The organism is Xenorhabdus sp. PB62.4 (assembly GCF_014467285.1).
Taxonomy (GTDB): Bacteria; Pseudomonadota; Gammaproteobacteria; order Enterobacterales; family Enterobacteriaceae; genus Xenorhabdus.
The window spans coordinates 197,193-219,369 of the sequence record NZ_NKHR01000001.1 but is presented as its reverse complement, the minus strand read 5'-3'; the positions used below and the strand labels follow the sequence as shown (position 1 = coordinate 219,369).

Genomic DNA, 22,177 nt, shown 5'->3' with positions numbered 1-22,177 from the left:
AGTTGTTGCAATGTAATTCGTTCAGGCTCAGAAAGTGTTATCTTCGATTTCATAAGAACAGGTGGAAAATCGGGTTATCGGGTTATTGATTATAACAGTAATGCAGATAATTTATCTTATTAACTTAGTACTAATAATTCCAATAATAATCACAACACAGGCCAATAATCGCATTTTGCTAAACGGTTCCCGCAAGATAAAAACTGACAATAACATGGCAAACAGCACACTGGTTTCACGCAATGCAGCCACCTGCACAATAGGAGCATGGCTCATTGCCCAAATAACAATGCCATAACTCAATAATTGCATCAGCCCTCCCATCAAACCCTGCTTCCAGTATTGACGAATACTTTTTCCAGCCGTATTCCAATACTTGAAATACATAATCACACCCATTACCCAACCATTAATAGTAAATAGCCACAAAATATAGGTTAAGGCATTATCGCTGGTACGGGAGCCGACACCATCAGACAGGGTATAACCAGCAGTAAATGCTGATGTAATAATTGCTGCAACCAATGTCTTGCGATCCAAGTGAAAAGATTTTTTCCCTTGTGGAAACGCAATCAAAATGATCCCTACAATGATTAACCCTACCCCTAACATGGTGATGGGAGGTAACGCTTCCCGCAGAATTAACCAACTCAATAAGGCAGCCATGAGCGGTGCACACCCTCTGGCAATCGGATATACCTGGCTTAGATCGCCTGAGGCATAAGAACGGCTTAAAAACAGACAATAACCGGTATGCAGAATGGCGGATAATATCAACCACGGTAGAGATGAGAATGCCGGCAACCCTACCCAAAATAATCCTGATGTTGAAATCAACCCGGCAAAAAAGACGATAATTGAAATACCCAAAAATCGATCAGCGCTAATCTTCACTAAAGCATTCCAACTAGCATGCAATAAAGCTGCGCAAAGGACAAACAAGAAAAGTACAGTCGTCATGAAGTATTTTGTTTAATTATTAACATAACAGGTGATAAAAACATCATCTATTATCTAATGCAATTTATCAATATTGAAAAGTATGTTACTTTCACAAAGTTATGATTCGTCTTTATCGATTTATTTGGCACAAATAATCTACTTTTTCCGATATCATGACTGACATAACATTAGCGTTTTGATCCATCTCTATAGGTTATCTATTCATGACTGCAATCATTCGCCAATTCTTGAAATTAGAGGCAGCAGGAGGAATTATCCTCATCATAGCGGCCATCATTGCGCTGGCTATGGCGAATACGCCATTGCAGGGTATTTATCATCAATTTCTCAACCTTCCTGTCGCAGTGCAGTTCGCGGCGTTGGAAATCAATAAGCCATTATTACTATGGATAAATGATGGATTAATGGCAGTGTTTTTCCTCATTGTCGGGCTGGAAGTAAAACGTGAACTCATGGAAGGCTCACTTGCGGGTCGTGATAAGGCAATTTTTCCGGCCATTGCTGCCCTTGGAGGTATGCTGGCTCCCGCTTTGGTCTATTTACTGTTTAATGGTAGTGATGACATCGCGCGGCAAGGTTGGGCGATTCCCGCTGCAACAGATATCGCCTTTGCGCTTGGCATTATGGCGTTATTGGGAAGACGTGTTCCTACCGCGTTAAAAGTATTTTTGCTTGCGTTAGCAATTATTGATGATTTAGGTGTCATCATTATCATCGCTCTGTTCTATACCAAAACTGTTTCTTTAGGCGCATTAGGTCTGGCTGCTGCTATGATTGCACTTCTGGCTTGGATGAACCGGAAAGGAGTAGCCAAAACATCCGCTTATCTGGCTGTCGGTGTTGTTTTATGGATTTGTATCTTAAAATCCGGTATTCATGCCACGCTGGCCGGGGTCATCGTTGGGTTCCTGATCCCTCTGCGTGATAAAAAAGGTGATTCACCTTCCGAAACGCTCGAGCATGAACTACATCCGTGGGTCGCTTATTTAATTCTGCCACTGTTTGCTTTTGCCAATGCGGGTGTTTCATTGCAGGGTGTCACTTTGGATGGCCTGATAAGCATGCTGCCTGCGGGCGTTGCGCTCGGCCTGTTCATCGGCAAGCCATTGGGAATTTTCCTGTTTAGCTGGATTTCAGTAAAACTGGGAATGGCTAAGTTACCGGAAAAAATTGGTATGAAACAAATTTTCGCGGTTTCTGTCTTATGCGGAATCGGATTTACCATGTCTATCTTTATTTCCGGCCTGGCATTCGAAGGTCTAAATGACGCTTTCAGTACCTACTCTCGTCTGGGTATTTTGATTGGCTCTACAACCGCCGCCATCGTCGGTTATGGATTATTAAACATACTATTACCGAAGAAAAAAACGTAGCCAAAAGCAAATGAATAGACTAATTTAAACACAAAACCAGAAGTAATTTCCGAAGTAATTCATCCTCTTAATATTCGCGGTATAGCAGTTGAACATGTTGTGTCGCAAATATTTCATATCAAAAAAATAGGGGAACGCCATAATCTGGCGGCTTAAAATGTTGGTCACGGCTGTTGTACAGATGTGAGGCAATACAAGGATAAATATATGCGGGTTTCACATTTAAACTTTAACCACCTTTACTATTTTTGGCATGTTTGTAAGGAAGGCTCTGTTGTAGGTGCAGCAGAAGCGCTGTACCTAACACCACAGACCATTACCGGGCAAATCAAGGCGTTGGAAGAGCGCTTGGAGGGGAAGTTATTTAAACGTCAAGGAAGGGGCCTGGTGCCCTCTGAACTAGGGCAGTTGATTTTCCGCTACGCGGATAAAATGTTTACACTCAGTCAGGAAATGCTGGATATCGTCACCTACAGCAGGGAATCAAACCTACTGTTTGATGTCGGTGTCGCTGATGCTCTGTCTAAGCGCTTAGTCAGCAAAGTGTTGGAAACCACAGTGGTAGAGCATGAGAAAATCCACTTACGTTGTTTTGAATCAACCCATGAAATGTTGCTTGAGCAACTCAGCCAGCATAAGTTGGATATGATCTTATCAGATTGCCCGGTTGACTCCACCCAGCAGGAAGGGTTGTTTTCTGTCAAGTTGGGAGAATGTAGCATTAGTTTTTACTGCCGCGCGCCAATCCCAGAAAAACCATTTCCTGAATGTCTGGAAGAGCGCCGTCTGTTGATCCCCGGACGCCGTTCAATGCTGGGCAGGAAACTGCTGACATGGATACGCAATAAAAACCTGCAAGTTGAAGTATTGGGAGAATTCGACGATGCAGCATTGATGAAAGCATTTGGCATGTACCATAACGCCATTTTCATCGCCCCCTCTTTCTATGCCAATGATACTTTCGCTGACAGCGATATTATTGAGGTAGGCAGATTAGATTCAGTGCAGGAAGAGTATTACGTTATCTTTGCAGAGCGGATGATCCAGCATCCCGCCGTTCAGCGCGTATGTAACAAAGATTTTTCCGCGCTGTTTAATGCGCCTCTTCTCCATTCCCCTTCTAAAAGTCATCCTGAACAACTTTTGTAAGTAAAAAATAGAAGTAAAAAACCCCCTTCATAGAAGGGGTTAATGAAAAAAACAAAAACATTATTTTCAACGGGTTGCCAGTATCTTTTTTTATTTTTATTTTACTCCTAATAAAATATATTTTGAATTATGTTTTTATTTTTAGTTCCGATATTCTGTGCCTCACTCTTTATTTTTATTGCTGAATTGGGACGGAATTTCGATTACACAATGTTTAATCAATAATATTTGTTGTTATTCGAATAATGATATAGGTTCTCTTTATTATTATTCGTTATTATTCCTTATCCTCTATCCGATGTATTTATAATGGGACTAACGCATGAGCATTCATTAAATAAACCACATGATTCTGCCTCATCCATCAAAGATAAATGCGCTTCTTTGGTGTGTTTAATATAATAAACCCTTATTATTTAATTCACACATAAAGAAAAAGAAAAAAAGCTCATGCGTTAGCCTTAGTGTTTATAATAAATCAGGAGCATAAATTAAAAAATATATCGGCTAGTACAAATGGACTAATTGTTGAAGATTCAATTATGCTTGGTCAATTTGGATAAAAGATTAAGAGTGATTAATGACCGAGGAGTGAATGATTTTTATATCGATGCTGATACATTAAAAAATATGTCGGCTATTCTCTGCGATGCAACTTGAAAGCTCTGGGGTATATGATACTTAACAATAAAACATCTCTAATAAGGTATAATAAAAATCGTTTAAAGGTGATATATGAAAAATGCAGCACAAATGTTCAAAGAAGCGGGTAATCAAGGCATTAAATTATTTATTGACAATGGACGATTAAAATACGAAACCAGCCGTGACAGCATTCCATCAGAATTATTCAGGGAATGGATAAATAACAAAAAAAAATTAATCGACTTCCTCAGTCAATCTCATCAAAAAGAAGAAACACAATATATAATTTTGGAAAAGAGGCGGGATTATTGGCAGAAACAATTATCAGGCATTTCTCTATTACACCATTTTCCTTTGGATAACCCACGCCCAGAAAAACAAAGCTTCGAAAAGTGTACACGTCAGCAACGCATCCCAAAGAACCTCATACAAGAAATAAGCGTGTTGTGTACCAGACATGAAGTGACATTATTTACGTTTCTGGAAACCGCTTTTGCTGTGCTGCTAAGCCGTTACAATAATGAAAAAGATATTCTGATTGGAACACTAATTACAGAAAGAAAGCATTATGATATTGAGTCCTTAATTGGTTCTTTCGCAAACTTACTGGTTATCAGAACAGATTTATCCGGTCACCCCACTTTCAGTGAATTGTTAAAGCAAAATAACCATACTATTTTGAATGCCTATGCACATCAGGATCTTCCTTTTGAGATGTTGCTGGAAGAAATAAATCCGAATCGAAATTTAAATTATAATCCTATCTTTCAAATCGCTTTTACTCTGGAAACTTCTACTCTGGAAAAGAGCCGCCAACAAAACACGGCTTTGAAGCAAGATAATCACATTGATCGCAAAGAATATCTGTCTTTAAAAAATCGGCTGGATTTAGACATTCGGGTTTATGAAGAAGATACAGGTGAATTATCTCTTTTATGGAATTATGACACTGACCTCTTTGAAGGCGTTACGATTGAGAGATTAATTGCCAATTACGAAACCCTGCTTGCCAATACCGTTGATGCGTTAACACAACATATTAGTGGAGTGTCGGAGCCTTCTGTTCATCACATCCCACTTTTATCTGATGCTGAAAAGCATACGTTATTGTATGAGTGGAATGGCCCTCAGAAAGATTATCAACCAGCGCGTTGTTTCCACGAATTGTTTGAAGAGCAGGCCGTGCGGACACCTGAGAAAACAGCACTGATTTTTGGGGATGATTCGCTGAGTTATCAGGAACTCAATGAACAAAGCAACCAGCTAGCACACTATCTGATTGAACAGGGGGTTGAACCTGATACGCTGGTTGCACTTTTTATACCGAGATCATTACAAGCGATAGTAGCGCTGTTAGGTATTCTTAAAGCAGGCGGGGCGTATGTACCATTAGATCCCACTTACCCGCAGGCTCGTCTTCAATATATGCTGGAGCACAGCGAAGTTGAGCTGATCTTGACTGAAACCCATCTGGTCGAAAAATTGCCTGTCAGTCAGCAAAAAGTGATTTATCTGGATACGCAGGACCTACGGTCACACCTGCAAACACGGCCAACAAAGAATATCACTGACCGCCCGATGCCTCTGACAGAAGAGCATCTGGCCTATGTGATTTATACCTCCGGTTCGACGGGCAAACCGAAAGGCGTGATGGTGAAACATCAAGGCTGGGTTAATTTGGCATTATCGCAGGCGGCACTATTTGGGCTTGATACAAACAGCCGGGTATTACAGTTTGCCTCCTTGAGCTTTGTTGCCATGACCATAGAAATGGCGATGTCTTTTCCTTGTGGCGCAACGCTGTGTTTGATTTCAGAAAAACAGCAACATACTCCTGAACTGCTGGATGATGTGGTTGAACAATACCAAATCACTCATACCATGTTGCCGCAAGCACTATTACCTCATCTGAACTTCGATAAATGGCGTTCTGTCTCAGCCTTATTGTTGGCGGGAGAGGCGCTACCACCACAAATAGCAACTCGCTGGAAACCGGGCAGAAAACTCTTTAACGCGTATGGCGCTACAGAGACCTCTTCCATGGTAACCGCAGGATTATTAACTGATGACCGGGTTACGATTGGCAAACCCTTACCTAACATCGTGGCCCGTATTTTTGATCCGGAACGAAAACTGGTTCCTATAGGAGTCATTGGGGAACTGCATATCGGGGGAAGTCAGTTGTCACGAGGTTACCGGAATGCACAGGAAATCACAGAAAAGCAGTTTATTCGCGATCCCTATGCGGATGACAATGCCAAAAACAGGCTCTACCGGACGGGGGATTTAGCCCGCTGGACATCAGATGGTCAATTGGAGTACATCGGTCGTACCGATTCATTGGTCAAAATTCGTGGTTATCGCGTTGAATTGGGTGAAATTGAAGATACCCTGAACCGGCATGATGCTTTAAGTAGTGCTGCTGTGATCGCATACGGTGAAGACAATGAAGATAAGAGACTGATTGCTTACGTTTGTCCGAATGAACAGTGGATGGGGGAAAGGGCGGCAGAATTTAATACAGCCAACATTGAAAGCTGGACAGAAATCTTTGATGAACAATACCGCCAAAGCCTCGCTGACGACTCAGCACCATACGACAGTGATTTCACTGGCTGGGTGAGCAGCTATACCAAACAACCGATTGCCCGTGAGCAGATGGAAGAGTGGCTGGCTGGCACCATGCACCGAATTAACGCACTACAGCCGCGCCGGTTATTGGAAATTGGTTGTGGTACAGGTTTACATCTGTATCGCTATGCTGAACAGTGTGAATATGTACTGGCCAGCGATATTTCGGCTGAAATTTTGGACCGGCATCAGAAAATCCTGCAACAACGCGGCTGGCAGCATGTCCGGTTAAGAAAGGGGGATGCGCTTAACTTAGGCGCTTTGGACACCGATAAGTTCGATACTGTCATCATTAACGCCGTTGCTCACTGTTTCCCCAATCGTCAATATCTGGAAAAAGTGCTTGAACAGTTAATGTCGGCTATCTCTGAAGGTGGAAAAATCCTGTTGGGAGATATCCGCAACTTAGATCTGTTAACCGCCCATGCAACCGCCATAGAACAAAGCCAGTTGGATGGGCAGGGTATTCAGGTGGGGGCATTGGCAAACCGCATTCAGCGCCGTTTGCAACAAGAATCAGAGCTTTTACTCAGCCCGGCCTATTTTGCCCAATTGCCTGAACATTACCCAGAGATAGACAGAGTCGATATTCTGGTGAAACGTGGTGTGGGCGATAACGAAATGCTGCGTTACCGTTATGATGTCATCTTATATAAACGGAGTGAAAATACGCAATCTAGCAGCAATTTGCCCTTAATTTGGTGCGATTTTTCTTCCTTTGAAAACCTGCGTAATTTGTTGCATTCGGGTGTGAACGACACTTTTGGTGTTTCTGGTATACCCAATGCCCGCGTGAAAGATGATCTGACTTTGGCGGAGGGGCTACACCATTGGCCGACAAATCAGATGATATCGCCGACAGAGTATGCTGGCAGCTTTTCCCCACAGGCAGCAAAACAGGTTCAGGAATTCGAATCTCTGCTTCAATATGCGCAGCAATGCGGTTATCAGTGTGGCGTAACATGGTCACAAAAACAATCGGACATGCTGGATGTGATTTTTAGCCGTGATGAAATGCCGCCTGTGCAGGCCCGTCATAGCTATAATCAATCTCAACTGACTAACTATCCGCAAATCTCTGCCGTCGGCGGCGAACTTTCAGAATTACTCAAATCTTTCCTGAAAACGCAATTGCCGGAATATATGGTTCCCAACCTCTATCTCCTGCTGGAACGAATGCCACTCACACCTAACAACAAAGTGGATAAAAAAGCGCTTCTCACCCCCAATGAAGAGGATTTTCATCGCAAAACATATGTTGCGCCGAGAGATGAAGTAGAGCAAAAAATCAGTCAGTTATGGCAAAAATTATTGAATGTCAGTCAAGTTGGTATTGATGACAACTTCTTTACGCTGGGCGGGCATTCATTACAAGCCACACGCCTTATCAGTTCAATACGCAATGAGTTGAAGATCGAAGTACCGTTAATAAGCATTTTTGAACACCCGACGCTTGAGCAGTTGTCACAAGTCATCACAGTTCATCTCATCAAAGAAAAAAGAAAAAATTTCCCGACTGAGCAAAACACAATGCTGGAACTATTGGAAGGTGATATATGAGAAATGCAGCACAAATTATTAATGAAGCTTTAAATCAAGGAATTACTCTATTTGTTTCTGGTAATAAATTGAGATACAGAACTCAACGCGACAGTATTCCCCCTGAGCTGCTCAGTGAATGGAAACACCATAAACAAGAGCTGATCGATTTTCTGAATCAGCTTGATGCAGAAGAAACCAGTACACAACAGTTGCCGGATATTCCGCGTTATAGTCATGCAGAACACTATCCACTCTCCTACGCCCAACAACGTTTATGGCTGATTGACCAACTGGCTGACGGCAGCCCGCAGTACAATACTTCGGGGGCTTTCAGGATACAGGAGGTTTTGAATATCAAGGCGTTTGAGGCGGCAGTAAAAACCCTGCTTGAACGCCATGAATCTTTACGCACTCATTTTAAAATGATTGATAACGAACCACGGCAGGTTATCACTACTTCCTACGACTTGCCGATTACACAATATGATCTGTCTGTACTCTCAGAGAACGAGAAAGAATATCAAGTAAAACAACTTGGCAAAGAAGAAATACAACAAGTTTTTAACCTCAGAACAGATCTGATGTTGCGTATCCGATTGATAAAAATGGCCGAAGAGGATTATGTCATACTCTATACCATTCACCACATTGCCTGTGACGGCTGGTCAGTGGAGATATTTTTCAGAGAGCTTCTTACGCTATACCGGGCTTATTGTCAGAATGAGGAAAATCCGCTGCCACCATTAAAAATCCAATATAGTGATTACGCCCGGTGGCAACAGGAGTGGCTGCAAGGGGATATTCTGGAAAAACAACTCAATTACTGGCAGAACCAATTAGCCGGTATTTCTCCGGTTCACCGTTTTCCATTAGATAACCCACGCCCGGAAAAACAGAATATTGAAGGGTATGCCCATTTACAGCGTATTTCAAAGCGTCTGACACAAGAAATCAGAGCATTATGTGCCAAACATGGAGTAACTTTGTTTATGTTTCTGGAAACGGCGTTTTCGGTATTGCTCAGCCGTTACAGTAATGAAAAAGATATTTTGGTTGGCACCGTACTGGCAGGAAGAATGCACCGTGACGTTGAGCCGCTCATTGGACTCTTTGTCAATATGCTGGTTATCAGAACAGATTTATCCGACCAACCGACTTTTAGTGAACTGTTAAAACAGAACAGTCGCACCATTCTGGATGCCTATACCCATCAGGATCTGCCCTTTGAGGCATTGGTAGAAAAAATCAGTCCGGAGCGGGCGTTAAATCATAACCCTATCTTCCAGATAGTCTTTGCCGGGCAAAATAACCAACAAAATACAGAGTTGGAACACTCTAACTTTATTACCTCCGTTATTACCACTAAAGAGGGTGCGCTTCTGGCCCCCCGGTTTGATTTGGAAGTCCATGTTTATGAAGATGAACATGAAGGTGGGTTATCCATTGTATGGATCGCGGACACCCACTTATTTAAATACGAGACGATTGCCCGGTTACTCACCAATTATGAAACACTGCTTGCCAACATTGTCAATATACTGAAACGTCCTGCTGGCACTGTAGAACCCTCTGTCCATGATATCCCGCTCTTGTCTGCTTCTGAAATGCACACTTTAATTCATGAGTGGAATGGGCCGCAGGATGATAGCCAACGAGGGCGTTGTTTTCATGAGTTATTTGAAGAGCAGGTCGTTCGGCATCCTGAAAAAACGGCACTGAATTTTAATGATAATGCCTTAACTTACCGGACATTAAATGAGCAAGCAAACCAACTGGCACACTATCTGATTGAGCAGAAGATTAAACTCGACACACCAGTTGCACTCTGCATTCCGAGATCATTACGAGCGGTTGTGGCATTGTTGGGTATTTTGAAAGCGGGCGGGGCGTATGTGCCACTCGATCCCGATTACCCGGAAGAACGTTTGCAATATATGTTAGAGCACAGCGGAGCGCAATTTATCCTGACCGAAACCCATCAGGTGGAAAAGTTGCCTATCGGCCAGCAAAAGGTGTTTTGTCTGGATACAGAGGAATTACAGTCATACCTACAAAATCTGCCCACAGAGAATATCACTGAACGTCCGATTCCCTTGATGGAAAATCATCTGGCCTATGTGATTTATACCTCTGGCTCTACAGGCAAACCAAAAGGTGTAATGTTGGAGCATAAAGGTTGGGTCAATCTGGCACTCTCACAAGCGGCTATATTTGGTGCTGACGAAAACAGCCGGATATTGCAGTTTGCCTCCTGGAGCTTTGATGCCATGATCTTAGAGATGTCGATGTCATTGGCCTATGGCGCAACATTGTATTTGATTTCCGAAACCCAGCGGCGGATCCCTGAACTACTGGATGATTTTGTCGAAAAATATCAGATTACCCATGCGGTATTGCCACCAGCACTACTGCCTCATTTGAACTTCGAACAGTGGCGTTCAGTCTCAGCCTTACTGCTGGCAGGCGAGGCTGTACCCCCGACAATAGCGGTTCATTGGCAACAAGGCAGAAAATTGTTTAACGTGTACGGCCCTACAGAATGCACCTCCATTGTCACAGCCAGTTTATTAACTGATGACCGGATTACGATTGGTAAACCATTGCCTAACGTCGTAATACGTATTCTTGATCCAAAAGGAGACCTAGTCCCGATTGGTGCTATCGGAGAGCTGCATATCGGTGGCGTTCAGTTGGCACGTGGTTACAGGAATTCACCAGAAATCACCGAAAAGCAATTTATCCGCGATCCATTCGGTGATCCAGAAGACAGACTTTATCGGACAGGCGATTTAGTCCGTTGGACACTGGATGGTCAATTGGAGTTTATTGGTCGTATAGATTCTCAAATCAAAATTCGCAGTCACCGTATCGAGTTAGGTGAAATAGAAACTGCCTTGAGCAGACATGATGCCTTAAGCAGTGCCGCCGTGATCGCCTATAGTCAAGACAATGAGGATAAAAGACTCATTGCCTATGTCACGCCAACCGCAGCTTGGTTGGCTGAAAAAGCGGCGGTATATAATGCGGATTATCTGGATAACTGGACAGAAATCTTTGATAAGCAATACCGTCAGGAAACAGCCGAACATGATGAACCTGATGTTGTGATCAATAACCGCGAAGCAGACAGTGATTTCGGTGGCTGGGTGAGCAGTTATACCGAACAGCCGATCGCCCTTGACCAGATGGAAGAGTGGCGGGCCGGTATTATGCACCGAATTGACGCGCTGCATCCCCGCCGTTTATTGGAGATTGGCTGTGGTACGGGATTATTGCTGTATCACTATGCCGGGCAATGTGAATATGTGCTGGCAACCGATATCTCGGCTGAAGTACTAAACCGGCATCAGCAGATCCTACAACAGCGCGGTTGGTCACATGTCCAGTTAAGAAGAGGAGATGCGCTTAACTTAAGCGGATTGACAGACGGTGAATTCGATTCCGTTGTGATCAACTCTGTCGTCCAATACTTCCCTAATCTTCAATATATGGACAAAGTGATTGCACAGCTCATCCCCGCCGTCGAAGCAGGAGGAAAAATCTTACTGGGCGATATCCGCAACTTAGATTTGTTAACGGCGCATGTGACAGCCATCGAACAAAGCCGGTTGAACGGGCAACGTATTGAAGCCGGGATATTGGCAAATCGTATTCAACGCCGTCTGCAACAAGAGCCGGAGTTTTTGCTCAGCCCGACCTATTTTGCTCAATTGCCATCCCGTTATGCGGAAATTAGTCAGGTTGATATCCTGATCAAACGCGGTATCGGTGATAATGAAATGCTGCGTTATCGTTACGATGTCATTCTGCATAAACGAGACAAAAAGGCAGAGTTTTGTCGGGATTTGCCATTAAATTGGTATGATTTTGACACCTTTGATAGTCTGCAAGATCTATTACAGACAGGAGCAGATGACACGTTTGGTGTTTCAGGCATTCCAAACAGCAGAGTCAAGGATGATCTTGCATTGGCGGAGGGGTTACGCCACTGGCCGGCAAACCAGGTCATATCCCCATCAGAGTATGCTGGCAGTTTCTCTTCAGAAGCGATGGAACAGGTTCAATCATTTGAATCACTGCTTCAATACGCTGAACAATGTGGCTACCAGTGCGGCGTGACTTGGTCACAACAGCAGCCTGATTTGCTGGATGTGATTTTCAGCCGGGGTGAATTGCCACCCGTGCAGGCCCGTCATGACTATAACCAAACCTACCTAGCCAATTACCCGCAAATCTCGACTATTGGCAGTGAACTTTCAGAACTCCTTGAATCCGCGCTGAGAAAGCAATTGCCACTATATATGCTGCCTAGCCTTTATATTCCGCTGGAGCGAATGCCGCTCACATTGAATGATAAAGTGGATAAAAAAGCGCTGCCTGTTCCGGAAGAAAGTGACTTACACCAGAAAAATTACGTTGCACCAAGAGATGAAATTGAAGAAAAACTTTGTCAATTATGGCAAGAACAATTGAAAATTAATCGAGTGGGTATTCATGATAATTTCTTCGCACTGGGAGGGCATTCACTCTTAGCTGCTAAGGTTACGGCAACCATTAAAAATAGTTTGAACTGTAATTTCAGTATGCATCAATTATTCACCAACCCGACCATCACTCAAATTGCAGATATCATTAAGAGCACTAAAGAATCTGAAATATCGACACTAAACTCATTACACACTGCTTTTGATGGGAAAATACCGCTCTATAATTGTCAAAAAGCATTTTTGCCGTTGACGCAAAAAGGGATAATAGAACGATGCTTTCATGTACCAATTGCTTTAATGATAAATGGAAAAGTTGACAGCAATGCTTTGAAAAAAAGTTTGAATACTCTTTTAGGACGGCATGAAAGTTTGCGCTTAAAATTCTATCAAGAAAATGAGCAGATATTCGTACAACCTGACAATGATATGACAATTGATTTTCAGCTTATTGCATTACAGCCAAAAGGAATAGGAAAAGAACAATTATTCAATGAAATTAAAGCATTTTGGAAAGAGGAACAGAAAATACCTTTTGATATTTATCATGACCCATTAATCAGAGCATTCTTTTTTCCTATTTCGGAAACAAATGCTGCATTATTGTTTGATATTCACCATATGATTTTTGATGGTTGGTCAATCAATATCTTTATGAAAGAGTTTTTACAATTGTATGCGTTCTATTCACAAGGAGAAACCCCCATACTTCCACCCGTTGCCATGCAATATTCTGAGTACATTTATGCTTCGCAAGAACGTCATAAAGCAGAAAAATGTCAAAAACAGCTTAAGTTTTGGCAAAACCAGTTTGCTGGTTTCAATATGAAGTCTGATTTTCTGGCTGATTTCAGTACACATGCAGCGTCAAAAGGTCACTTTAATGTTCGATATATCAATATACCCAATTCATTAAATAAAGTGGTTTCACCATATTGTGAAGTTAATAAAATTACGCCATATATGCTATTTATGGCCCTGTTCCATACTTGTATTTTTATGCATACAGGTGTGTCACAGATAATGACTTCTTCACCACAATTTGAACGCGATAGTATAGAAAGCCAGCAAGTAATAGGATTGTTTTTGAATGCCGTGCTCGTCAAATCCAGCCTTAATAAGGAAATGAGCTTACATGATATCATTCAACAAATTAGCCAGGCTACCTACAATGCGCTGGAAAACTTAGATGTTCATATGTCGATGGTTATTGATTCTGTCGGTGAAAAAGCAAGGGATGCTATGTTTAACATTGTCTTTAACTATATGGATAACTATCTGGATGTAGTTAATGACGAAAAGGAATTATTAGAGAACCTCGGCATAGAGCCAATAATGATTGATCCGACTCCTTTCGAATCACTTGGGATGTATCTTCTCAACAAGCCAAAAAATATCATATGTGGGCTTGAATATAATACAGAACTGTACTCTGAAGAAACTATTGATAGCTTAATCAAATATTATGAACGGTTAATGGATGTCATCATAACGGGTCGGGAGAAAGAAAGTATTAGTCATTTTTATCACTGATATCAGACCGCTGGTAACCTCTGTTGAAAATCGCGCCAACGCGCTAAGTAGTATAGAAAGGAGTCGTGTGGAAAGGGTCTTACATCCGAGCCAGAATGTTGATGAGAACAGGCCTTGACGGAATACTGGATAAAAAAACAACCACATCGACAACAACCTGAAAAAAAACCGGCTTTAAGCCGGTTTTTTCAGCATAACCAAAACAATAATTACATTGCTTTGATTTGCGCTGACAGAGCAGATTTATGACGTGCTGCTTTGTTCTTGTGGATCAGACCCTTACAGGCGTGACGATCAACAATTGGTTGCATGTCATTAAATGCTTTCTGTGCAGCTTCTTTATCGCCAGCAGCGATAGCCGCGTATACTTTCTTGATAAAAGTACGCACCATAGAACGACGGCTTGCATTGTGCTGACGGCGTTTCTCAGACTGTACGGCGCGTTTCTTAGCTGATTTGATATTAGCCAAGGTCCAACTCCCAAATATATTCTATCGAGGACAATTCAAAGGCCGAGGAATATGCCTGTTCAGCCTTCTTTTGTCAATGGATTTGTGCAAATAAGCGTCGCTGTACAACGACGCTGGTTACGTTGTGATGGGGCAGGATTTTATCAGCTTACTGAAAGGGAATACAGTCTTTCGCAATAAAAAACTGAATGAATCACAGAGAAATGCGATAAATTAAATATTTTTCGGGCATCTAGCCTATTTTTATTGTATGAATCAGGTTATTAATTAAAACCCTTTGTGATCGTGGGTTAACCTTGTGCTTTGTACAAGGTATAATCCGGCAATTTCCACGGTATTGAGCCAGCTATGGAGCTAATTCGCGGTATACACAATATCCGGGCGCGTCACCATGGTTGCGTGCTGACGATTGGTAATTTTGATGGTGTCCATCGCGGGCATCAGGCTTTATTAAAGCACTTGAAGCAAGAAGGGCTGCGCCTCGGGTTACCGACGATGGTCATGATTTTCGAACCGCAGCCTCTGGAAGTTTTTGTTGCAGATAAAGCACCAGCCCGCCTGACACGGCTGAGAGATAAAGTAAAATATCTAGCCCGGAATGGCGTTGATTATCTGTTGTGTGTGAAATTTGACAGGCACTTTGCAGCCAACTCACCTGAAGCTTTTGTTTCACAGTTGCTCGTTGAAAAACTGGGTGTTAAGTTTCTGGCAATAGGAGATGATTTCCGTTTTGGCAAAAATCGCCTCGGAGATTTCCACTATTTGCAGCAAGCAGGTAAAGAATACAATTTTGATGTTGCCAGCACCGACAGTTTTTGTGACAGCGGTCTTCGGATCAGCAGTACAGCCATTCGCCAGGCATTGCAAAACGATGATCTGGCCTTGGCGGAAACCTTACTGGGTCATCCATACAGCATAAGTGGCAGAGTCGTTCATGGTAACCAATTGGGACGTACCATCGGGTTTCCCACGGCCAACATCCCATTGAAACGTTTGGTCACCCCTGTTAAGGGCGTTTATGCTGTTGAAGTCCATGGATTGGGCCATAAACCCTTACCGGGCGTTGCCAATATAGGCAACCGCCCCACAGTTGCGGGTCAGGGCCAGCAACTGGAAGTGCATTTGATTGATACCCAAATGGATCTGTATGGGCATCATATCGATGTGGTATTACGCAAAAAATTGCGTGATGAGCAGCGATTTGCTTCGCTTGATGCGCTAAAACAGCAAATCGCAAATGATGTGGTTGCTGCGAGGAATTATCTCTTGCAGCGATCCGAGTCATGTATCTAGCGGAAAATTGGAACTGAGAATCTATAATGAGTGACTATAAAGACACCCTGAACTTACCGGAAACAGGGTTCCCGATGCGCGGGGATTTAGCCAAGCGCGAACCAGATATGTTAAGACGTTGGTACAAAGAAGGTTTGTACCAAGCAATTAGAAAAGCAAAATCTGGCAAGAAATCGTTTATTTTGCATGATGGCCCTCCTTACGCAAATGGCGATATTCATATTGGTCACTCAGTTAATAAAATTCTCAAAGATATTGTTATTAAGTCCAAAGGATTATCAGGCTACGATTCGCCTTATATTCCTGGTTGGGATTGCCATGGTTTGCCAATTGAGCTCAAGGTTGAGCAAATTATCGGTAAGCCCGGGGAAAAATTTTCCGCTGCTGAGTTCCGTGCTGAGTGCCGAAAATATGCGATGACTCAGGTCGAAACACAGAAAGCGGGCTTCAAACGTCTGGGTGTACTGGGTGACTGGGATAAACCTTATTTGACGATGGACTTCAAAACTGAAGCCGACATCATCCGTGCATTAGGCCGCATTATCAAAAATGGGCATTTGCTAAAAGGGGTGAAACCGGTTCACTGGTGTACGGATTGTGGTTCCTCCCTTGCTGAAGCAGAAGTGGAATACTACGACAGAACCTCCCCTTCCATTGACGTGCGCTTTACGGCCATTGATGCAGATGCCGTTTACGCTAAATTTGATGTACAACCGCAGGGGCTGCCGGTCTCTCTGGTTATCTGGACAACCACTCCATGGACATTGCCTGCTAACCGTGCAATTGCATTGGGTGCGGAAATTACCTACCAGTTAGTCAAAGTCAATAATGAATGCCTGATTCTGGCGGCTGAATTAGTCGAGCAGGTCATGCAGCGTGCAAATATTACGTCATGGGAAGTCATGAGTGATTGCACTGGCGCCGATCTGGAATTGATGCGCTTTAACCATCCATTTATGGGCTTCGATGTTCCAGCCATTCTTGGTGATCACGTAACGCTCGAAGCGGGTACCGGTGCGGTGCATACTGCGGGTGGTCACGGCCCTGATGACTACTCCATCAGCCTGAAATACGGCCTTGAGATTGCGAACCCTGTTGGCCCGAACGGTTGCTATATCTCTGGTACCTATCCTTCACTGGATGGTCAGTTTGTTTTCAAAGCGAACGATATCATCGTTGAGCTGCTGAAAGAAAAAGGCGTTCTGCTCAATCTGGCCAAAATTCAGCACAGCTATCCTTGCTGCTGGCGCCATAAAAAACCGATCATCTTCCGTGCGACGCCACAGTGGTTTATCAGCATGGATAAGAACGGTCTGCGTACCCAGTCAATGAAAGAGATCAAAGACGTACAGTGGATCCCAGGCTGGGGACAAGCGCGTATTGAGTCGATGGTCGAAAACCGTCCTGACTGGTGTATCTCCCGTCAGCGTACATGGGGTGTACCAATGTCTCTGTTTGTTCATAAAGAGACACAAGAACCACATCCTCGTACCGTTGAGTTGATCGAAGAAGTTGCCAAGCGTGTTGAAGTTGATGGTATTCAGGCGTGGTGGGATCTGGACGCAACAGAATTGCTAGGCGGTGAAGCGGCTGATTACACCAAGGCTCCAGATACACTGGATGTTTGGTTTGACTCAGGAAGCACCCACTCCTCCGTTGTTGATGCGCGCCCAGAATTCAACGGCAATTCAGCCGATATCTATCTGGAAGGCTCTGACCAACACCGGGGCTGGTTCATGTCTTCACTGATGCTGTCTACCGCAATCAAAGGCAAAGCACCTTACCGTCAAGTGCTGACTCACGGCTTCACCGTTGATGAGCAAGGACGTAAGATGTCCAAATCCATCGGCAATACTGTCAGCCCACAAGACGTAATGAACAAACTGGGCGCAGATATTCTGCGTTTGTGGGTAGCAGCCACCGATTATACCAGTGAAATCGCAGTTTCTGACGAGATCCTGAAACGCTCTGCTGATGCTTACCGCCGTATCCGTAACACGGCTCGCTTCCTGCTGGCAAACCTGAACGGTTTCAACCCAGAACAACATAAGGTGAAACCAGAAGATATGGTTACTCTGGATCGCTGGGCGGTAGGTCGCGCTCAGGCGGCTCAGGCTGATATCCTCAAATACTATGACGAATATGATTTCCACTCCGTAGTTCAGCGCTTAATGCAGTTCTGCTCCGTGGAAATGGGCTCGTTCTATCTGGATATCATTAAAGATCGCCAATACACCGCGAAAAGCGACAGTCTTGCTCGTCGTAGTTGTCAGACTGCATTATTCCATATCGCAGAAGCATTGGTTCGCTGGATGGCTCCAATCCTATCGTTCACTGCTGATGAAATCTGGAATGAACTGCCGGGCAAACGTGCTCAATATGTCTTCACTGAAGAGTGGTATGACGGGTTATTTGGTCTGGCAAACGGCGAAAATATGGACGATACTTTCTGGGCTGATCTGCTGGCTGTACGTGGTGAAGTCAACAAAGTTCTGGAACAGGCTCGTACTGACAAACATATCCGCAGTTCACTGGAAGCGGCTGTCACGCTCTATGCAGATGAAACTCTGGCAGCAAAACTCAACAAGTTGTCCGACGAATTGCGTTTTGTCCTGCTGACTTCTCAGGCGGAAGTTGCGGCCTATACAGCCGCAGGTGATGATGCGCAGCAAAGCGAGCTTGCCGGCCTTAAAGTGGCCTTCCGCAAAGCGGATGGAGAAAAGTGCCCTCGTTGCTGGCACTATACTCAAGATGTGGGCTTGGTGGCGGAACATGCAGAACTTTGCGGCCGCTGTGTGACTAACGTTGTCGGTAACGGTGAAGAGCGTAAATTTGCCTAATGAATAAACCCATTTGTTCCACGGGACTCCGTTGGCTTTGGCTGGTTGTCGTGGTATTGATACTGGATTTGGGAAGCAAGTACTTCGTGTTGCAAAACTTCACTTTGTACGAATCCATGCCATTGATACCTTATTTCAATCTGACTTATGCTCAGAATTTGGGGGCTGCGTTCAGCTTTCTGGCTGACAAAGGCGGCTGGCAGCGTTGGTTTTTTGCATTGATAGCCATTGCTATCACGGCAGTCCTGCTCGTGATGATGTATCGCTCCAGTGCTAAGCAAAAACTGAGCAATATTGCCTACGCTTTAGTGATTGGTGGGGCATTGGGAAATTTGTTCGATCGGCTGGTGCATGGCTTTGTTGTCGATTTCATCGATTTTTACGTCGGAGAATGGCACTGGCCTACCTTTAACATTGCAGATTCCGCAATCTGCATCGGTGCAGCTCTCATTATCATCGAGAGCTTTATCAGTCCGAATGACAAAAAAGCAGCACCAAAAACATAATCTGTTAAAAATATAGTCATGAAAAAACAGTCATTGAAAAAATGATAATAAACCAGCCCCAGTGAACTAAACTGGGGCTGATAAATTTCATCCATACCCGATAACGGTATACTTGCAATCATTTTTAAGTAAAAGGTTTGAGCAACATGTCAACGCAGGTGCAAGCGCACAGTGCAGTTTTATTACACTTCACTCTAAAGCTGGATGATGGCTCAACGGCAGACTCGACTTATAGTCAGGGTAAGCCCGCATTATTCCGTCTCGGTGATGGTAGCCTCTCATCCTCATTGGAACAGCAACTTCTCGGTTTAGCCGTTGGCGATAAACATCAGTTCACGCTGGCGGGGGAAACCATTTTCGGCAAACACAATCCTGATTTAGTCCAATATTTCACTCCCCGTGATTTTTCCGACGCGGGTACCCCTGAAGTAGGAACTATCATGTTATTTACCGCCATAAACGGTAGTGAAATGCCAGGGCTTATCAAAGAAGTCGCCGAAGGTTCTATCACTGTTGATTTTAATCATCCACTGGCTGAACAAAACATCACTTTTGATATTGAAGTGTTGGAAATTGACCCTCAGTTGGAGGAAACCCATGCAAATATTGCTGGCTAACCCACGTGGTTTCTGCGCTGGTGTTGATCGTGCCATCAGCATCGTAGAGCGAGCACTGGAATTATACGGTGCTCCCATTTATGTCCGTCATGAAGTGGTACATAACCGCTATGTGGTTGACAATCTTAGAAATCGTGGCGCTATTTTTATTGAGGAAATATCAGAAGTCCCTGATGGTGCTATTCTGATCTTCTCTGCACATGGTGTTTCCCAAGCCATTCGTGCAGAAGCCCGCTCCCGTAATCTGACCATGCTGTTTGATGCGACCTGTCCGCTGGTCACTAAAGTCCATATGGAAGTGGCAAGGGCGAGTCGCAAAGGTAAAGAAGCGATTTTGATCGGACATGCCGGCCATCCTGAAGTGGAAGGCACAATGGGGCAATACAATAGCCCTAAAGGTGGCATGTATCTTGTAGAATCGCCGGAAGATGTGTGGAAACTGCAAGTTAAAGATGAAAACAACCTCTGCTTTATGACACAAACAACACTTTCTGTTGATGACACATCAGAAGTAATTGATGCCCTTAACGCAAGGTTCCCCAATATCGTCGGCCCACGCAAAGATGATATCTGCTATGCCACAACTAACCGTCAGGAAGCTGTCCGTGATTTAGCGTCAGGTTCTGATATCGTTTTAGTCGTTGGTTCTAAAAACTCATCAAATTCAAATCGGCTGGCTGAACTGGCACAACGTGTAGGAAAGCCCGCTTATTTGATTGATTCCGCAGATGATATCAAAGAAGAATGGATTAACGGCGCGAACGCAGTAGGTGTAACAGCGGGGGCATCAGCACCGGATATTTTGGTGCAGCAAGTTATTGAACGCCTGAAAACTTTTGGTGCAGAAACAGTTAATGAATTGCATGGGCGAGAAGAAAACATCGTTTTCGAAGTACCAAAAGAGTTACGAGTTGAAGTGAAAGAGGTTAATTAACTTAAGCCCAACGCTTTCAAAATTAAGCAAATTCAAACTCGGCTTTTTCAGGTTGGAAGATGGGTTGGGAAGGATAAGAAATTAATCCCGACCCGATCTCCCACAAAAATCCGAATACATTACGATGTCTTGAGTACTCTGTCTGAAATTTAGCTAAACATATATCTATAAGTCTTAGTTGCCTCATTATATATCCATTTGTCATTTCTCTCAGGATGTAATTCCATGTGAGATTCTATCTCAACAAATCCCATATCCAAATATGCCCGTATAGCTTCACGTAATGGATCAAGTTGTAGATTACCCTTCTTCCCCCATTTTTGTGATTTATTTACTGCCTGTTCAATCAGTAAAACCCCACAACCTCGAATACCGCAATGAGTTGCTAAATAAATAACTTTAGGAAAAGCAGGGACGTAATTATCTCCCGGGGAAAGCTGCAACCCCCCTATAGGAATCCCCCTGAAATAAGCAACAAAAAATGACACTCCCGATTCTTTTGTACGTAGTGTTGCATTAAGTAATATACTCCCCAATACTCCACACGCCTTAGTAAACCGGCTATTCCATTTTTTTTGCTCATCATCACAACTTTCTGAATCAACAAGACATCCCCAGCCATTATTATTCATGTCTGTTCTTACTCTTGTCACTGCACTTAATGCTTCTTCTGGACTAACTTCGTTAACGGTTATGGATGCTCTTATATTAACTGAGCTTGGCCACTTCCCCGAAAAAGATTGAGCCCGGATTAAAGAGCCAGATGCTAAAGGTTGATGAATATTAAAAGATTTTGATCTGAACATAATGTTATCTCCAATGAATAAAATTATTTAATCACCAAATAAAAATCTAAAAATATAACGCCATTTTTACAATGAGTTTCTATCTATCCTTTTATTACATTAATAAACATAATATTTTCGCTTAAATTGTTTAATTAATAATATGAATAGAAATATATTCTCGATAACGACTCAACTATATTAAGTGAGAAAATAGCCCCAAGGTAGCACTTTTTTTACAGCAATTTAATTCTGATTACCATGCTCCTTGTCATTCTGATTATCTACTCAGAGAAATAACGCCATGTAGCACGGTATCTGCTGTTCAGTATTTTTTATAACTGACTGTCTGATCGCTGTTTTTCTAATGACCTTTATCTAAGTCTGGCACAACCGTCTCCTGACAGTTAAG

Annotated in this window: 12 protein-coding genes; 9 read left to right on the top strand and 3 right to left on the bottom strand. The window is 43.3% G+C overall.

The window, feature by feature from the left end; translation table 11 throughout:
- Positions 1 to 111 precede the first annotated feature (111 nt).
- Positions 112 to 960, bottom strand: a complete 849-nt coding sequence (locus Xenpb_RS00915; protein WP_187652673.1) for a DMT family transporter — start codon at positions 958 to 960, stop codon at positions 112 to 114.
- A 206-nt stretch (positions 961 to 1,166) separates the two neighbouring features.
- Here Xenpb_RS00915 and nhaA point away from each other — a divergent pair, with 206 nt between their 5' ends.
- From nhaA to Xenpb_RS00895, 4 genes are all read left to right on the top strand, one after another.
- Positions 1,167 to 2,336 (top strand): Na+/H+ antiporter NhaA, encoded by a 1,170-nt coding sequence (gene nhaA, locus Xenpb_RS00910; protein ID WP_187652672.1) that lies wholly within the window; start codon positions 1,167 to 1,169, stop codon positions 2,334 to 2,336.
- 207 nt (positions 2,337 to 2,543) lie between these two features.
- Positions 2,544 to 3,485: a transcriptional activator NhaR gene (nhaR, locus tag Xenpb_RS00905; protein ID WP_187652671.1), complete on the top strand. Its 942-nt coding sequence runs from the start codon at positions 2,544 to 2,546 to the stop codon at positions 3,483 to 3,485.
- Between the two features lie 735 nt (positions 3,486 to 4,220).
- The gene (locus Xenpb_RS00900) at positions 4,221 to 8,321 is read left to right on the top strand and encodes a non-ribosomal peptide synthetase (RefSeq protein ID WP_187652670.1); all 4,101 of its coding nucleotides are present in this window, start codon (positions 4,221 to 4,223) and stop codon (positions 8,319 to 8,321) included.
- Positions 8,318 to 14,320, top strand: coding sequence for a non-ribosomal peptide synthetase (locus Xenpb_RS00895; RefSeq protein WP_187652669.1), 6,003 nt, complete (start codon positions 8,318 to 8,320; stop codon positions 14,318 to 14,320). The genes Xenpb_RS00900 and Xenpb_RS00895 overlap by 4 nt, the downstream gene beginning before the upstream one ends.
- Before the next feature lie 209 nt (positions 14,321 to 14,529).
- Here the strand turns inward: Xenpb_RS00895 and rpsT are convergent, their stop codons facing one another.
- Positions 14,530 to 14,790 (bottom strand): 30S ribosomal protein S20, encoded by a 261-nt coding sequence (gene rpsT / locus Xenpb_RS00890; protein WP_045968728.1) that lies wholly within the window; start codon positions 14,788 to 14,790, stop codon positions 14,530 to 14,532.
- 348 nt (positions 14,791 to 15,138) lie between these two features.
- Between rpsT and ribF the strand changes: the two genes are divergently transcribed.
- From ribF to ispH, 5 genes are all read left to right on the top strand, one after another.
- Positions 15,139 to 16,083 carry a bifunctional riboflavin kinase/FAD synthetase gene (ribF, locus tag Xenpb_RS00885; protein WP_187652668.1) on the top strand — a complete coding sequence of 315 codons (945 nt, stop codon included), beginning with the start codon at positions 15,139 to 15,141 and terminating at the stop codon, positions 16,081 to 16,083.
- Positions 16,084 to 16,109: 26 nt separating this feature from the next.
- Positions 16,110 to 18,923, top strand: coding sequence for an isoleucine--tRNA ligase (gene ileS / locus Xenpb_RS00880; RefSeq protein ID WP_187652667.1), 2,814 nt, complete (start codon positions 16,110 to 16,112; stop codon positions 18,921 to 18,923).
- Positions 18,923 to 19,429 carry a signal peptidase II gene (gene lspA / locus Xenpb_RS00875; protein WP_187652666.1) on the top strand — a complete coding sequence of 169 codons (507 nt, stop codon included), beginning with the start codon at positions 18,923 to 18,925 and terminating at the stop codon, positions 19,427 to 19,429. The genes ileS and lspA overlap by 1 nt, the downstream gene beginning before the upstream one ends.
- Positions 19,430 to 19,575: 146 nt before the next feature.
- A complete protein-coding gene (gene fkpB / locus Xenpb_RS00870) occupies positions 19,576 to 20,046 on the top strand; it encodes an FKBP-type peptidyl-prolyl cis-trans isomerase (protein ID WP_187652665.1) in 471 nt (156 codons plus the stop codon).
- Positions 20,027 to 20,980, top strand: coding sequence for a 4-hydroxy-3-methylbut-2-enyl diphosphate reductase (gene ispH / locus Xenpb_RS00865; RefSeq protein ID WP_187652664.1), 954 nt, complete (start codon positions 20,027 to 20,029; stop codon positions 20,978 to 20,980). The genes fkpB and ispH overlap by 20 nt, the downstream gene beginning before the upstream one ends.
- A 149-nt stretch (positions 20,981 to 21,129) precedes the next feature.
- Here the strand turns inward: ispH and Xenpb_RS00860 are convergent, their stop codons facing one another.
- Positions 21,130 to 21,786: a GNAT family N-acetyltransferase gene (locus Xenpb_RS00860; RefSeq protein WP_187652663.1), complete on the bottom strand. Its 657-nt coding sequence runs from the start codon at positions 21,784 to 21,786 to the stop codon at positions 21,130 to 21,132.
- Positions 21,787 to 22,177 lie beyond the last annotated feature (391 nt).